Source organism: Brevibacillus sp. AG (assembly GCF_028369215.1).
Lineage (GTDB): Bacteria > Bacillota > Bacilli > Brevibacillales > Brevibacillaceae > Brevibacillus > Brevibacillus porteri.
Window position 1 is genome coordinate 89,622 of the sequence record NZ_JAQMYO010000002.1, and the last position, 14,350, is coordinate 103,971.

Sequence of the window (14,350 nt, forward strand, 5' to 3'; positions counted from 1 at the left end):
AAAGGTCATCTTCCGAATACCACTTAAAAATCCCACTGATTCCCAAGGTTTCGCTTGCCTCTAGAGGTGGGAGTCTCAAATACCCAACTGTTACTTTAGTACAATTTCCTTTTTCCATACCAATTCTTGATTTGCTTCGTTTTTAAAAGTGAGCGTTAGGACACCCTTCTGACCCTTCATCTTTTGAGCATCATAATTAAAACTGAGTATCTGCAAGGAGCCACCGATCGTAAATTTAGGTTCATTACTCTCAGAAAAATCGTTCTCCACCGCTTGTTCAACTGTATTCACAATCGTTTTCTCATTTGATTTCCATTCCATCTTCTCAAGTGTGTAACCTTTTTGGAATTTGTCTACGTAAAAAGTAAACGCATCTTTATTCATTGGATTTGTAGCATCCTGATCGACTTTCACTCCGATCATCTTGTCGTTAATGGCATACACAGAGTACTGCTCTTTCGTATTTTCTTGTGTATTTTTTGGTGCAATCCAAGCCTCACCTGTTCCAACCATTACCCCGCTATATTTCACAAAAAGCTCATTCACTTTTTGGTTTAAAAAAGCATCCTTGACGTTTTTGGTTAGAATTTGATCATATTTTTGGATAAATTCTTGCTTGGTTTTAATTATTATATCTATGTCTTCACCGTTCTTTTCGCTACTTACAGTCAACGGGAATTCGAAACGATTCGCCACACTATTTTTGTCTCCAGCTTTTATCTCTTTTTGCAGACTAGTAAAATATGACTCAAATGCATTCGCATCATCAATGCCAGCGACAAAGTATGGATTCTTTTGTTCTATAGTTGGACTTGGATTTTTTACCGCAGCCGCTACAGACATTTCCTTTTGCAACCCCGGTAAAAAACCTACTGATAATACTGTTGCAACGATTATTGCATTTGTGACTTTTTTCATTTCAAACTCCTCCTAGATTTAGCTTCAAAATAGATGTAAAAGTGTTGAACAGTGAGTCACATTGCAAGAAATATCCTCGTTTAGAAATTAGTAACGTTGTTAATGCTAATCAAAAAATTAACCATTTTTCGGGCAAACGCTCATCTTCTTACCTTTCCTGGGAGGGAGGTTTATGATAATCAACATGCCGAAACCAATCATAAGCGTCAAAGCATCTCTAACCTCCACAGGCATCACTTCCCTTCCGAGAGGATAGCCAAACGTTCTTTCAAGCCTATTCTATTGAGTAGGATCAGTATACCATTTATTTCCAATTACAAGATGTACTTTTCTACGTCCAAGCGATTCTCCTCCTTTATTTCGTGTGCTGGTTCGAACCACGTCCGGATCACCATAATATGAAAACTCAAACCCCTTGGTAGACAAGGGGTATTTATTATTTTGTATTATTTAGACTTGTCCATTTTTGATACGAATGGTGTTTTGATACGAATATCAGTTACTCTGCGATTTATTGAAGAGCTTACCGAATTCATCAGCGGTGTCTTTTAGAGATTCGGTAGTAGATGACAAATCATGAAAGCGAATCTTCGTACACCTGCTTTCTGAATGATGCTGTCAGTAATATTGAGAGGATGAGTTTCATGGATAAAACAAGCAAAAAGAAACAAGGAGTTTTGATGATCGTCGGGGGAGCTCCTGCAATTGTAGGAGCAGGGTACCGGCTACTCTCAGAGGAGCAAGTCCAGAAACTCCAACAGGTTTTTGAATTGGCTCTATCTGCATTCTAAAAGCGAAAGCCCTCCTTCCGGTTAACGGGGGAAGGACTTTTACCCATAAAACAGGTTTGGAAAATTCCCTGATTTTTACACCTCAGATGTTGGCTTGCATAGTATAGTGTCGATGTGAAATCATTATGATTAGGAGGCTTGATATTCCGATGAACAATAATTGCTGGAGACCTCCACCAAGGGGTTGTCAACCTATTTTCCCCCCAAGATGCACTTGTCCCCCCGGTCCTCCTGGTCCCCCGGGTCCCCCCGGTCCACAAGGTCCTCCTGGCCCCCCTGGTCCAGGGTGTATAGATCCTCCACCAGTAGCAACTCAGATTGTTTACGTTAATAAGGGCGGGAATGATACAACTGGTGATGGTACGGAATGTAACCCCTTTTTAACTGTGACAAGGGCGATGGCGTTCATTGTAGATGCTTCACCGACAAAACGTTATGATATTTCTATAGGACCAGGAACCTACACAGAACCCCTTATTCACTTGAAGGCAAACGTCCAATTAATTGGAGCAAGTACATTATTAACCAGACTAGCGATTCCATTCGATATAAATGACCCATCCTGGAATGGAAACCTAAATGTTGATAATCGTTCTGGCTTTGTGGATTTATCTTTATTGACAGCGCCCCTTGATTTTAACTTTACAACCAATGCAATTACCCCTTCTACGGGTCGATTGTTCTTTGTGAGTATCAATTTTACTCCAACACCAGTATTTACAGGAAATAGTACTTTTCTTAGTCAGATTAATATCCGCGACTCCCAGTTATTTGGTGGCTATACGCAGAATGGTGCAAATGTTACAATGTTCGCTTCATATGTTGGAGGTGTTCCTCTACCGTTACCCCAACCCGTCATCACAATAAATTCTATCGTTCCATACGATACTCAAGTACATCTAATTGGTGGAGGGACAGATGGCGATGTAGTAGTGAATGTTGCAAATGGAACCGTTCCAATCGATCCATTCGACCTCTTAAGTTTCGCTATAAAAGGCAGTTTGATTGTGAACGGTGTAGCAGGTGTCTCTACTAGAATTAGGGCTACAGTCGACTCGATTCCTATTAGAAGCAGAGTGACTTTAATAGGAAATTCAGCGATAGAAAAATTGGATGATGCTGCTGGCTTAGGTTATACCCCTGCCAATCCCGCTGATTGGTCATTGGGACCTGTTCCGACAACAGTTCAAGAAGCATTTAATACAACCACAAATCAGACACAAAACAATTCAAACACTTGATAAACTTTCAAAAGCTCCTTCCAACTTGAACAATGAGTAGGAATGAGTTTTTTTTGCATGCTCAAAATCAAAGGAGGATGAAACGAATGGCAAAACGTGAACAGGTAGTAGCAGAAGAACTGAAGAAACAGCAGCCAGTAGAGGAAGGAGAAAAGGAAGTGCGCTCTATTGCACCTGCCCGAGCAGCATACGAACAGCTTATGAATGGAATCGTGGTTACTGTCAGCAGCAAGGGAATTACGTGACAATCGACAACCAGACCGTTGGGGGCAAGAACTTGAAGATATAAAGGCAGCGGTGGCGAAAATGATTCAGGATGCAGAGGAAAGGCTGAAACAAACAAGGTAGATACTGGCTGAAAAAGTGGCTCAGCTTGCAGAACTGGAGGGTCGGGCAGATGAGTAAAGGTATACTTCAAAATAACATGCGCGATCTGTTACAGAAGCATAAGGGAACAGGCAAACGAATTGCTGTCACAGAGTCGCTCTAAAATGTCAAAACTGGTAAATTCAAGCAGGAATCTGTCGTTTTTAGTAGAATATAACACTCAATAAGTAATTGAGGTGAAAAAGTTACATGCTGTTTGTCCTATTTTCAACATTGGAATACCTCGCAATATTTGCTCTTATGACTACGTTATTTAGGTTTGGTTTTTTGGTGCATATCAACAGGATTCTCTTTGTGAGTCTGGTATTAATGCTATTCTCGTTTGGGCTACGACAATTTACGCCATATGGTGACTATGCAACCATAGCCCAAGTCGTCATCATCTTTGGGGCATTAATCCTGGTATGGAACGTGAATTGGGGACATGCTGCCTTAATGACCATGATAACAGCAGGAATATACTTGGGGATTCAGATGGTGGAAGTGTTCTTCCTGACCGTCATAGGAGCCCTAGAGACAATCGAATCGTTACGGGATCGAACCATCAACACAGGTTTCATATTCCAGACAATCTCCGCATTATTTACCTTTGCATTATGCTATGGACTTCGAAAATTTGGACTGCAATTTACATTTGTCAGAGACGGAGCGCCTTTCTTTATTTACCATAGAATCAACATGGTTATTTTGTCACTGATTATTGTAACAGGTGTATTGATAACGGTCTTGTTTAAATTAGCAAGTACATATGGAATTGCTTCCATAGTCTGGATCTTCTTTGGGATGGCTATCGGAATCACGATACTGGCATGGCTGGCTATAAAAAGGGATGGGGAATATGATTGAAACTCTTGCTGAAAGAATAGCAATCCAACTAAAGTCGATCAATCCACATGAAACGAAGTCAGTGCCTACAATGAAATTTGGGTTAATCCTTATCATCAACATGCTTCTCATCATTACGAGTAGCCTTACCATTTCACTAATGTTAGGGACATTTCAAGGAACATTAATCACATTGGCTGGATTTTTAGTACTACGCCAATTTTCAGGAGGATTTCACTATTCATCGTCTGTCTACTGCACCATGACAAGTATAGTGGGAGCTGTATTAATCCCTCTCATTACCCTACCTAATGATTTTGTCACCCCGATTATTATTATCACATTAGTCCTAGTAGCACTTTTTGCACCGCAAGAAATGGAATTGCAATCACGACTATTCAAACAGAATCAGACTTTGCTCCTCAAGACCATCTCCATTATCATCGTCAGTTCATTATTTTTCATAGACAGCGAGACACTGGTTAAGACCTTCTTTGTGCAATCACTGACGCTAATTCCACTGAAAGGAGGTGGAAAAGATGAAAAATAAAGCGATGATGTTCGTAGCGAAACATGTTTCAGCAATTGCTTCATTTGTTGCGGTACTGGCGGTAACTACAGCATCCTTTGGTTTCGTAGGGAAACCTGAAATTCCAGAGGAATTAAAGAAATAAGGAGCAATGAACGACACAGACCATTTCTCACTCGACTTAACATCGAACGGGGAAAACTGGTTGTCCCATTGCCCCATTGTAAATCATAACTCTATAAACAGAACATCCGTGTTTGAATGTATTGTACTTATCGACTGCTTCTTTCACATCGTTACTAATAATCTCAACCCCTCTGTAGACAAGGGGGGTCTTTTTTTTGCGCCTGGTTTATTGACGTCAACTACGCTGATTTTCGAATTGTTAATGAATCCAAGCGGGCTGTCTCTTTGGCGAGAAATCGACTTTTGAGACAGCCCTTACTGTTTTACATACGCTTAACGCTTATTAAAACTTGGAAAGAGCGAATTTAGCTGTAAAATTCATCTTTTTCATATAGGAAGAGTTCGCTCCGGCTTGAAATTGTACAGAAATATTGCCGTCTTTTTGTGCTTGGAATACTCGTCCGTAAGGCGAATTCGCATGGTATGTACCAATCGCTTGATTATCCGCATCAAAGACTGTATAAGAGATCGGGAATCCTGAATTGTTTACAAAAATTGTAAGCTCTTCACCCTTTTTAAGCGGAAAAGATTCTTTTTGCGTCACTTCGTATGAACTCAGAGAATAGTATTTCGTAACCTCTTGAATGTCTAAAGCCGTTGCTGCTGCGTTAGCTTTTGAGACTTCTAATCCTGGCAAATTTGCACCTGAAAGTACGGCAATCCCTAATGCTCCTGCTAAAATGGCTTTTTTCATAATCGTAATGCCTCCTTTTTTGCTCATCCATGAGCGAAAGTAAATATTTGGAAATTACAACCATTATAATCTCGTTGAAAATGGTTATCAATAAGTTTTTTTGTAGATTACCTCTCACGGCGTGAAAAAGAGAGTATAAAAAAAGAGAGTGATTCCATTGAATCAACATCCCCCTAAAAAAGGCACACACATCCCTGTATCCGGACAAAACCCCTCATTCTCGGCACACAACCTCTCCGTAAACCCAGACTCCTCCTGCGCCAGAAACTTAAAATAACAAACAATTTCATGATTCCTTACAGCTACACTATTCAACTGAAAATCCAACAAATACTTCCGATCCACATGCTGGTAGTACAATCCTTTCTTCGTAAACGGAGGTGGGTACGCCTTGGACGGCAAAGTTGGAATAATATCATGAACATTCGCGATCCGAACACTGTTCTTTACTGTCTCATTAAACCGCGAAGCAAAGACAGGATCTCCGACACGAGGACTCCCATACGTATACACAAAAGGATGCGCAAATTTCGTATTCACCGCAATATCCAAACCAGCTAGTACGGCCAACCCTCCCCCTAAACTGTGCCCTGCAACAAATAGTTTTTTCGATCTTGAGAGCTTGCTCAACTCCCGAATCAATTCATCTCTCGCGGATTGATACATACAAGTAAACCCACGGTGGGTTTTTCCTGCCTTTCTGACAAAACGATAGGGGACTTGATACAAATCTTGATCAGACTCATTGTCGTTAAACGTGCGTGTTCCTCGAAAAGTTACAACGATACTGTCGGATGACTCGGCTACAAAACCAAACACCTCTGACTCCGGAGTCTCAACACCAGCCCATGCTCGAATAGTCGAGAGCTGGCGATACCCTTTTGGCAAGACAAGTGAATCTGTTTCAAATAGCTGATAGGCCTGATGGATCATAGCCGCAAGTAAAATTGCATCTTTGCTGTTATAAATACGATCGATCATTCATGTGTCTCCCTTTCTGAGTTTCAAGGCTGTAAAAGCTAGCATTTGCCTAGAAACGGAATACACGTATCGGTATTGGGACAAAACCCCGGGTTTTCCACACAGAGCGTTTGGGCATAATCAGGGTCAAGCTGAGTGAGGCTATGAAAATAGCAGGCGATACTATCGTTTCGAGGCGTATTATTCAGTTGAAACGAGAGCGGAAACTTGTTTTTTACATGTTGATAATAGATACCTTTCTGGGTAAAAGGAGGCGGATACTTTTGATCGGGGAATGTAGGAAAAGAGTCGTGGACATTTACAATGCGCAGACTATTGGCAACGACTTGATTGAAGCGTGAAGCGAAGTGGGGGTCACCAATACGCGGGCTGCCATAGGTATAAACGATTGGTTGCCTAAACTTCGTGTTTACCGCAATATCTAAAGCTGCTAGTACAGCTAGCGCGCCGCCGTAGTTGTGGCCAGTAATAAACAGCTTTTTTGATGCGGGAAACTGATTGATTTTTCTGATGAACTGATCCCGTGTTGATTGATACAGGCATGTAAATCCACGTGAGGTTTTCCCTGCATCTGTAACAAAAGGATAGGGGACTTGTAGGATGTCATAGGCCGCCAAAAGGTCTGCCGGATATGCTGCGTACCCTCTGAAGGCAATGATGATTTCATCTTTAGATTCTGCCACAAAACCATATACATGTTCCGTTGGATTCTCTACATCTGCAAAAGCCTGAATCGTGTATCGAAGCTGAAAACCTTTTGGTAAGGTAAGCTTCCCTTCAAAATATAATGGATAAGTCTGATAGCTCATGGCTGCTAGGAAAATGGCAGCCTGACTAGTAAACATGTTGTCTTCGTCGGAGAAAAACATGTATACAAATTCCTTTCCAAACAAGAATAAGGATCCAACACTTTTGAAAAGTCGTACATCGGAACTCTTGTCTGTCTCTCCCAAATGAAAGCAGGGCAATCCTACTCGAATGATACTTACCATGAGCCTATGTTTTTACGATGGAATGCGTGCTTGTATGAAAAAAATAAAAAGGGGAGGCGTACGCAACGCTCCCCCTTTACAAAGGTTTTGAGAGGATTTCAATTCCCACATCAATTGTTTTCTCTACTCCCATGAAGGTTAAAAATATTTTAGCCCTGTTTTTGTGCTTATCCACTTTTTTGATAAGACCTTCCAGTCCTTTTAGGGGACCAGATTCTACGATCACTTTAGAATTTTCTAGATAAACCTTTGAATAATCGACAACTTCACCGTTTCCCATGAGTTGGAGGATCGGGGTGATTTCTCTTTCATCAATGCTCGAATAATAAGTACCCTCATCTTGCGAATAGTAACTACCGTTATTGACTAAACGCAAACTTCTAGGAATTTTTTTGATTTTGTGGAACATTTCGTTAGTCATTTCAGTCTTAATAAGTACATATCCAGGAAAAATATTCTTCATGACACTATTCACAATGCCTGACTTTTTCTCAGGAACCAATCTCTTCGGCACAACGGACTTTAAAGACTGCTCATTAAAATAGAGTTTGAGGTACTTTTGAACGACTTCTTCTTTACCAGATTCTACAAAGATGGCATACCATTTCAAGGTGAGTAATCCTTTCATTATGAAGTAGATTCGCAAGTATCTTGAGCGCTTACTGCTTCCACAAAAATAGGAATGATTGAGTAGATAAAATCCTAAAAATTGTGGTATTATACTAAATATATCCAATTCCTTCGCGTTATGCAATAAACGTGGTTGTTGTAACCTTCTGCATAAATATAAAGAGTTAGCTTTATAAGTTTTTTATCGAAAGGAAAATCCCTTAGGGAATTTAATCGATGTTTCGGCACGTTAAAGGAACGTAGGGAGGACATACGTTGAAACGGTAGTGTGTATATTTATTTACCCACGAACTGGGGAAGCTCTGCCCTTTGGCACAGTAGGAGAACGGAAGGCGGAGATTGAATTGCATGTGTTTCCACAGATCTTTACGAAAGAAATCGTTATAAAAGGTAAGGATAGAGAGTATCGTGCCAGTTTGTGCATGGGCTATTTTTCTGTTCCCGCTGATTTTTTAAAAATAGTAAAATTCTTGAATCCAAAAGAATTCGAGTACTATTTTCAGCTGGAGTATGAGCGGAGAGTAAAAAGCTACCTGACAGGGAGATATGTCGCCAAAAGAGCCGTTTCGTTTTTGGTTGGAGACGAAAGCTTAGAGCGAATATGTATTGAACAGGGCATTTTTCATCAACCTGTCGTAAACTTACCGAATGCAACCAACGTCCAGGTGAGTATCACCCATTGTGACGATCTTGCAGCCGGCATTGCTTTTTCGGAAGAACTGCCGATGGGGATTGATATGGAGAGAATTAGCGTGGTTAGAAATAAAGTTCTGGAGACGCAAATGACTGTGAAAGAGAGCGATTTGTTTTCATGCTTGCCTTATTCTTATGAAACAACTCTCACTCTTTTCTGGACAGTCAAGGAAGCGTTATCCAAAATTTTGAAAACAGGTTTAACCACTTCTTTTCATATCTATGAAATAAGCCAAGTAGAGGCAAGGGATGGGGTTGTTTATAGTCTTTTTGAAAACTTTCCTCAATACCGTACGGCATCCTTTATCCTTGGTGACTATGTGTGTTCGATCACCTACCCGAAAAAGACAGAGTGGAGTGTTGCTGCCGTAAAAGATGTACTTCAGGAGATAGAACACTCCATGACAAATCGCTTATGAATTCCCCACAACGGTCAATTGACCAGGCTGTGGGGAGTTTTTATTATAAAAAAACTGTTTTTTAAAACAAGGGGTGCATCATACATGGAAAAGCCTGTTGTGTTTATGTTTTCTGGACAGGGGTCTCAGTACTATCAGATGGGGAGAGACCTTTTTGATCAGAATCCGGTATTTCGCAAATGGATGCTTAGGTTAGATGAAAAGGTACATTCCCTGATCGGGGAGTCTGTCCTTGCCCAGTTATATGATGACACGAAGCGTCGAGACGACATATTTGATCGCACCCTTTTTACGCATCCCGCCATTTTTATGGTGGAATACGCTCTGGCTCAGGTTCTCATGGAAAGCGGAATTAAGCCTGACTATTGTCTGGGGAGCAGTTTGGGGGAGTTTGCGGCGGGGGCTGTGTCTGGGATCATGCCTGTGGAAGAATTGCTACAACTCGTGGTTGAACAAGCCACCCTTTACGAAACGTATTGTCAGAAAGGGAGTATGCTTGCGATTCTCCACAATCCCGATTTGTATGATCAAGACCCTTTATTGCATCGAAATAGTGAGTTGGTAGCAGTGAATTTTCATTCGCATTTTGTCATTGCTGGGAGCAGTCATCAGCTACAACGCATGGAGGATTATGTAAAAGGCAAGGGGATCATTTGTCAACGACTACCCGTATCTTATGCTTTTCACTCAGCTTACATCGATCCGGCTGAACCACATTATCGGGAGGTATTGAAACAGAAATCGTTTGGAATTCCCCAGATTCCCTTTGTCTCGTGTGTTCACGGTGAAATCATGAAGGAACTGCCAGCTGACTACTTTTGGCAAGTGGTAAGAAAACCAATGCAGCTTCCAAAAGCTGTCCAAGAGCTGGAGAAACAGCAAAGCTACATCTATTTGGATTTGGGACCAGCAGGAAATTTGAGTAATTTTACAAAGCGAAATCTGCGACAAGATTCACAATCAGAATGCTACTCGATTATCACTCCTTTTAAAAAGGATGGCGAAAATGTAGAGCGCATCAAGCAACTATTCTCAAATAAAAGTTTGCATACAAACAGAAAGGAAGACAGAAAAATGACCACATATGTTTTCCCCGGGCAGGGCTCCCAAATAAAAGGAATGGGGGGCTCTCTGTTTGATGAGTTTCCAGAAATAACGGCCAAAGCTGATCAGATATTAGGTTATTCCATCAAAGAGCTTTGTCTGCATGATCCGGACAAACAGTTAAGTAAAACCCAGTTTACCCAGCCGGCTCTGTATGTGGTAAATGCGCTTAGCTATCTGAAAAAAGTGAAGGAAACCGGGAAAAAACCAGATTATGTGGCGGGGCACAGCTTGGGTGAGTACAACGCGCTTTTTGCATCAGGGGTGTTTGATTTTGAGACAGGGTTACACTTGGTGAAAAAAAGAGGCGAGTTGATGAGTCTGGCCGTCGGTGGAGGTATGGCGGCTGTGATCGGGTTTACTTCGGAGCAAGTAGAACGCGTGTTACATGAAAATAATTTGACCAGTATCGATATTGCCAATCACAATTCTCCCTTCCAATTTGTGATTGCAGGTCGAAAAGAAGATATAGAGCGTGCCAATCCTGTTTTTCAGGAAGCGGGTGTAAAAGTATACATACCCTTAAAGGTGAGCGGAGCATTCCATTCCCGTTACATGAGTGATGCGAAGCAACGCTTTGAGGACTATTTAAATCAGTTTGCCTTTTCCAGTATGACTATCCCTGTGATTTCAAATGTTCACGCAAGACCCTATAAACAGAGCGATGTGAAACGAAATTTGGTGGAACAAATTACACACCCAGTGAAATGGAATGACAGCATTCGATATCTCCTGGCCTTGGGGGAAAACGAAATAGAAGAAGTTGGTCCTGGTACTGTGTTGACCAAGTTAGTTACTACGATCCGAAATGAAGCAGAACCCCTGATCATAGAAGAGGAAGCGGAGAAAGAAAACATGGAGCAAGAGACAAAGCCGGTTGCTATCACTGTACAGGAGGAAGAGATATCGAACAGCATGGAGCAGCCAAAAGGGATTACCGCTTTTTCGCTGGGAAATCAGCAATTTAAACAGGACTACAAACTGAAATATCCCTACCTGGCAGGAGCAATGTACAAGGGAATCTCATCGGAAAAGCTGGTCATTAAAATGGGGAAAGCCGGGATGATGGGCTTTTTCGGAAGCGGTGGCTTACAGCTGGATAGAATCGAGCGAGCCATCCAACAGATTCAACGTGAACTACAGCATGGCGAGCCGTATGGTATGAATTTGTTGCATCATCCAAGTGACCCGTCCATGGAAGAAAAAACCGTCGAGCTGTATCTTGCTTATCAAGTGAGGGTGATGGAAGCATCGGCGTTTATGGCGATTACCCCTGCGTTGATCATCTATCGGGCCAAGGGATTAAAGCGGGGGATGAACGGGCAAGTGGAAGCGGCAAACAAAATTTTTGCCAAAGTATCACAGCCTGAGGTTGCAGAAGCCTTTTTAAGTCCCGCACCTGAGTATCTGATAGAAAAATTGGTGCAAGAACATAAGCTTACGACAGAAGAAGCGAGTTTGTTACGAGAAGTTCCGATGGCGGACGAGTTAACGGTAGAGGCCGATTCTGGCGGAAATACCGATCATGGTGTAGCATCTGCTTTGATGCCAGCGATGATCAGACTACGAGATAACATGATGCACAAGTATGGATACCAAAAGCCGATCAGAATCGGGGCTGCGGGAGGGATTGGAACTCCTGAGGCTGCAGCGGTCGCTTTCATGCTTGGGGCAGATTATATTGTTACAGGCTCGATTAACCAGTGCACAGTGGAGGCCGCGACCAGCGAGTCAGTGAAGGATTCGTTGCAGTTGGCCAATGTTCAAGACACAGAGTATGCTCCGGCGGGTGAAATGTTTGAAATGGGAGCCAAAATTCAAGTGTTGAAAAAAGGCTTATTCTTTCCAGCGAGAGCGAACAAATTGCACGACCTCTATCGTCAATACAACTCGCTTGATGAAATCGATGAGAAAACCAAGAAGCAGCTCCAGGAAAAGTATTTTAAACACAGCTTTGAAGAGGTGTATGAGCAGATGAAAACGACTTGCCCACCTCAGGAACTGAAAAGAGCGGAACGAACGCCTAAATACAAAATGGCGTTACTTTTCAAATGGTATTTTAACCGCTGTTTTGACTGGGCTTTGGATGGAGCCGAAAGCTATAAAGTGGATTATCAGATTTACTGCGGTCCAGCGTTAGGTTCTTTTAATCAATGGGTAAAGGGAACGGCTGTTGAAAACTGGAGAGACCGTCATGTTGATCAAATTGGTGAAATGATGATCAAGGAGACAGCCAATCTTTTGAATCAGCGTATCCACGCCTTAACAGGTTCAAGCAAATAAAGAAGCAATGACCCTCAAATAAGAAAGGAACGGCGAAAATGAATTTGGAACTAGTAGAATACCATCCTGAAGGCGTTTCTAGCGAAGCGCCTCTTCTTTTTGTCCATGGAGCATGTCACGGAGCATGGTGTTGGGAAAAAAACTTCCTTCCTTATTTTGCTGACAAAGGCTTTTCTTCCTATGCGCTGAGTCTTCGTGGACACGGTGAAAGTGACGGCTATGAAAATCTTCATTCCTACACACTTCAGGATTACACGGATGATGTTCTTGAAGTGATCGGGCGTCTAAAAAGTAAGCCAGTGCTGGTCGGACACTCCATGGGTGGAGGAATTGTGCAGAAGATCTTGCACAAGCATCCAGATATAATCTCAGGTACCGTTCTGGTTGCCTCGATTTCTCCACATGGCGGAATGGGTGACTTATTCCGATTGATGTTCAAAAATTTTAAAGAAGCTATGCAATTATTTACATATAACGAGAAAAGAGATGCATCACTGCTCGCCAATGTCTTTTTTTCCAAGGAGCTGCCGATTGAAAAAAAGGATGAGTGGGTGAAGCTCTTGCAGCCTGAATCACTGAAAGCAAGAACCGAGATGAATGGAAAAATTGTTCCAAAAACCGTCCGTGCGAAAACTCCGATACTGGTTCTCGGCTCCAAGCAGGATCGGATGATTTCTGAGAAAACAACGCGCCGAATTGGCAAAACATACGGAATCGAACCCGTTCTGTTCCAAAATATCAGTCATGATATGATGCTTGATCCTGAATGGGAAGCTGTTGCTGGCCACATTTTGACTTTTTTGAGCGAATCTATATCTGAATAGCGGAGGTAGGAAATAACATGGAAGGTTCTTATCAAATCGCAAACATTGCCACGAATGTTGAGGTAGAAATAGAACGTTTGAAATCGCAGGTGGAGTTGTTTTGGGATAAAGAGCTGAAGCATTATATCGAGTTCGGTCTGACAGATGGAATGTCGGTGATAGAGCTAGGCTCGGGACCAGGATTCGTAATGGAAAAGGTCATGCAGGAGTTTCCAAATTGCAGAGTGACGGGATTGGAGCTTGATCCTCTTCTCGTTGATTATTCAAGAAACTATTTGACTCAAAAGCAGTCGGATCGATTTGAGATTGTCGCGGGATCGATTATGGAAACTGGCTTACCTAGCGATTCCTATGATTTTGCGATTACTCGTCTCGTATTGGAACATTTACCCGACCCAGTCGGTGCGGTTCGTGAAGTGGCGAGGTTATTAAAACCAGGCGGCAAAGCGGTATTTATCGACAATGATTTCGAGATGCACATCATGACCACCCCACATGTACCAGAATTGCGAGAGCTGTATGATGCCTATTGTGCGGCACGCTATGCGGAAGGCGGCAACCCGAAAATCGGTCGAGAACTGCCAACGGTCCTCAAGCAAGGCGGACTTGGAAATATAGATTTCGAAGTCATTTGCGCTCACAGTGAGCTACTCGGGTACGAAATGTTTCTAAAGTCGGAGGGTGTAGGCATTCCTGTGCAGTTGGTGCGTGACGGTTATTTATCCAGCAAGGCGTTGGGTAAGCTATCTGTGGCATGGCGAAACATGCTGAATACGGAAGGTCATTCTATTCTCAGACAGCTATACATGGCTGTTGGTGAGAAATCGGTGTAGAAGAAAGGGGGGAGTCGAGT

General features: G+C 42.2%; 16 protein-coding genes. 10 read left to right on the top strand and 6 right to left on the bottom strand.

Annotated features, from left to right (window positions below; genetic code table 11):
• Positions 1–90 precede the first annotated feature (90 nt).
• Both POF51_RS05630 and POF51_RS32160 read right to left on the bottom strand, forming a co-directional pair.
• Positions 91–918, bottom strand: a complete 828-nt coding sequence (locus tag POF51_RS05630) for a hypothetical protein (protein ID WP_069851363.1) — start codon at positions 916–918, stop codon at positions 91–93.
• A gap of 117 nt (positions 919–1,035) precedes the next feature.
• A complete protein-coding gene (locus POF51_RS32160; protein ID WP_442869504.1) occupies positions 1,036–1,152 on the bottom strand; it encodes a putative holin-like toxin in 117 nt (38 codons plus the stop codon).
• A gap of 410 nt (positions 1,153–1,562) precedes the next feature.
• On the opposite strand from POF51_RS32160, the gene POF51_RS05635 reads away from it, so the two are divergent.
• The 6 genes from POF51_RS05635 (at position 1,563) to POF51_RS05660 (ending at position 4,836) form a co-directional block, all read left to right on the top strand.
• Positions 1,563–1,709 carry a hypothetical protein gene (locus tag POF51_RS05635; protein WP_170831633.1) on the top strand — a complete coding sequence of 49 codons (147 nt, stop codon included), beginning with the start codon at positions 1,563–1,565 and terminating at the stop codon, positions 1,707–1,709.
• Between the two features lie 398 nt (positions 1,710–2,107).
• The gene (locus POF51_RS05640) at positions 2,108–2,950 is read left to right on the top strand and encodes a hypothetical protein (RefSeq protein ID WP_139135950.1); all 843 of its coding nucleotides are present in this window, start codon (positions 2,108–2,110) and stop codon (positions 2,948–2,950) included.
• 86 nt (positions 2,951–3,036) lie between these two features.
• A complete protein-coding gene (locus POF51_RS05645) occupies positions 3,037–3,195 on the top strand; it encodes a hypothetical protein (RefSeq protein ID WP_170831632.1) in 159 nt (52 codons plus the stop codon).
• Between the two features lie 436 nt (positions 3,196–3,631).
• A complete protein-coding gene (locus POF51_RS05650) occupies positions 3,632–4,183 on the top strand; it encodes a hypothetical protein (RefSeq protein WP_244195822.1) in 552 nt (183 codons plus the stop codon).
• Positions 4,176–4,712 (top strand): accessory gene regulator ArgB-like protein, encoded by a 537-nt coding sequence (locus POF51_RS05655; RefSeq protein ID WP_069851357.1) that lies wholly within the window; start codon positions 4,176–4,178, stop codon positions 4,710–4,712. The genes POF51_RS05650 and POF51_RS05655 overlap by 8 nt, the downstream gene beginning before the upstream one ends.
• Positions 4,702–4,836: a cyclic lactone autoinducer peptide gene (locus POF51_RS05660; protein ID WP_007716823.1), complete on the top strand. Its 135-nt coding sequence runs from the start codon at positions 4,702–4,704 to the stop codon at positions 4,834–4,836. Before POF51_RS05655 ends, POF51_RS05660 begins: the two co-directional genes overlap by 11 nt.
• Before the next feature lie 324 nt (positions 4,837–5,160).
• Here POF51_RS05660 and POF51_RS05665 read toward each other — a convergent pair whose 3' ends face one another.
• From POF51_RS05665 to loaP, 4 genes are all read right to left on the bottom strand, one after another.
• The gene (locus POF51_RS05665; RefSeq protein ID WP_017250292.1) at positions 5,161–5,571 is read right to left on the bottom strand and encodes a hypothetical protein; all 411 of its coding nucleotides are present in this window, start codon (positions 5,569–5,571) and stop codon (positions 5,161–5,163) included.
• 162 nt (positions 5,572–5,733) lie between these two features.
• A complete protein-coding gene (locus tag POF51_RS05670) occupies positions 5,734–6,552 on the bottom strand; it encodes a lipase family protein (protein WP_069851355.1) in 819 nt (272 codons plus the stop codon).
• Positions 6,553–6,590: 38 nt separating this feature from the next.
• Positions 6,591–7,421, bottom strand: a complete 831-nt coding sequence (locus tag POF51_RS05675; RefSeq protein ID WP_069851500.1) for a lipase family protein — start codon at positions 7,419–7,421, stop codon at positions 6,591–6,593.
• Between the two features lie 199 nt (positions 7,422–7,620).
• Positions 7,621–8,154, bottom strand: coding sequence for an antiterminator LoaP (loaP, locus tag POF51_RS05680; protein ID WP_069851352.1), 534 nt, complete (start codon positions 8,152–8,154; stop codon positions 7,621–7,623).
• Positions 8,155–8,524: 370 nt separating this feature from the next.
• Here loaP and POF51_RS05685 point away from each other — a divergent pair, with 370 nt between their 5' ends.
• The 4 genes from POF51_RS05685 (at position 8,525) to POF51_RS05700 (ending at position 14,330) form a co-directional block, all read left to right on the top strand.
• Positions 8,525–9,286 (top strand): 4'-phosphopantetheinyl transferase family protein, encoded by a 762-nt coding sequence (locus tag POF51_RS05685; protein WP_271754348.1) that lies wholly within the window; start codon positions 8,525–8,527, stop codon positions 9,284–9,286.
• An 84-nt stretch (positions 9,287–9,370) separates the two neighbouring features.
• Positions 9,371–12,673: an ACP S-malonyltransferase gene (gene fabD / locus POF51_RS05690; protein ID WP_069851348.1), complete on the top strand. Its 3,303-nt coding sequence runs from the start codon at positions 9,371–9,373 to the stop codon at positions 12,671–12,673.
• Positions 12,674–12,711: 38 nt separating this feature from the next.
• On the top strand, positions 12,712–13,497 hold the full coding sequence (locus POF51_RS05695; protein ID WP_069851346.1) for an alpha/beta hydrolase: 786 nt from the start codon (positions 12,712–12,714) through the stop codon (positions 13,495–13,497).
• Between the two features lie 17 nt (positions 13,498–13,514).
• Entirely contained in the window at positions 13,515–14,330 is an 816-nt protein-coding gene (locus tag POF51_RS05700) for a class I SAM-dependent methyltransferase (RefSeq protein ID WP_069851344.1), read from the top strand.
• Positions 14,331–14,350: the final 20 nt, after the last annotated feature.

What these genes read in the sequence shown, in the direction of transcription:
- POF51_RS05630 (WP_069851363.1), bottom strand. Translation starts at nt 918, where the DNA reads ATGAAAAAAGTCACAAATGCAATAATCGTTGCAACAGTATTATCAGTA.
- POF51_RS32160 (WP_442869504.1), bottom strand. Translation starts at nt 1,152, where the DNA reads ATGCCTGTGGAGGTTAGAGATGCTTTGACGCTTATGATTGGTTTCGGC.
- POF51_RS05635 (WP_170831633.1), top strand. Translation starts at nt 1,563, where the DNA reads ATGGATAAAACAAGCAAAAAGAAACAAGGAGTTTTGATGATCGTCGGG.
- POF51_RS05640 (WP_139135950.1), top strand. Translation starts at nt 2,108, where the DNA reads ATGGCGTTCATTGTAGATGCTTCACCGACAAAACGTTATGATATTTCT.
- POF51_RS05645 (WP_170831632.1), top strand. Translation starts at nt 3,037, where the DNA reads ATGGCAAAACGTGAACAGGTAGTAGCAGAAGAACTGAAGAAACAGCAG.
- POF51_RS05655 (WP_069851357.1), top strand. Translation starts at nt 4,176, where the DNA reads ATGATTGAAACTCTTGCTGAAAGAATAGCAATCCAACTAAAGTCGATC.
- POF51_RS05660 (WP_007716823.1), top strand. Translation starts at nt 4,702, where the DNA reads ATGAAAAATAAAGCGATGATGTTCGTAGCGAAACATGTTTCAGCAATT.
- POF51_RS05665 (WP_017250292.1), bottom strand. Translation starts at nt 5,571, where the DNA reads ATGAAAAAAGCCATTTTAGCAGGAGCATTAGGGATTGCCGTACTTTCA.
- POF51_RS05670 (WP_069851355.1), bottom strand. Translation starts at nt 6,552, where the DNA reads ATGATCGATCGTATTTATAACAGCAAAGATGCAATTTTACTTGCGGCT.
- POF51_RS05675 (WP_069851500.1), bottom strand. Translation starts at nt 7,421, where the DNA reads ATGTTTTTCTCCGACGAAGACAACATGTTTACTAGTCAGGCTGCCATT.
- fabD (WP_069851348.1), top strand. Translation starts at nt 9,371, where the DNA reads ATGGAAAAGCCTGTTGTGTTTATGTTTTCTGGACAGGGGTCTCAGTAC.
- POF51_RS05695 (WP_069851346.1), top strand. Translation starts at nt 12,712, where the DNA reads ATGAATTTGGAACTAGTAGAATACCATCCTGAAGGCGTTTCTAGCGAA.
- POF51_RS05700 (WP_069851344.1), top strand. Translation starts at nt 13,515, where the DNA reads ATGGAAGGTTCTTATCAAATCGCAAACATTGCCACGAATGTTGAGGTA.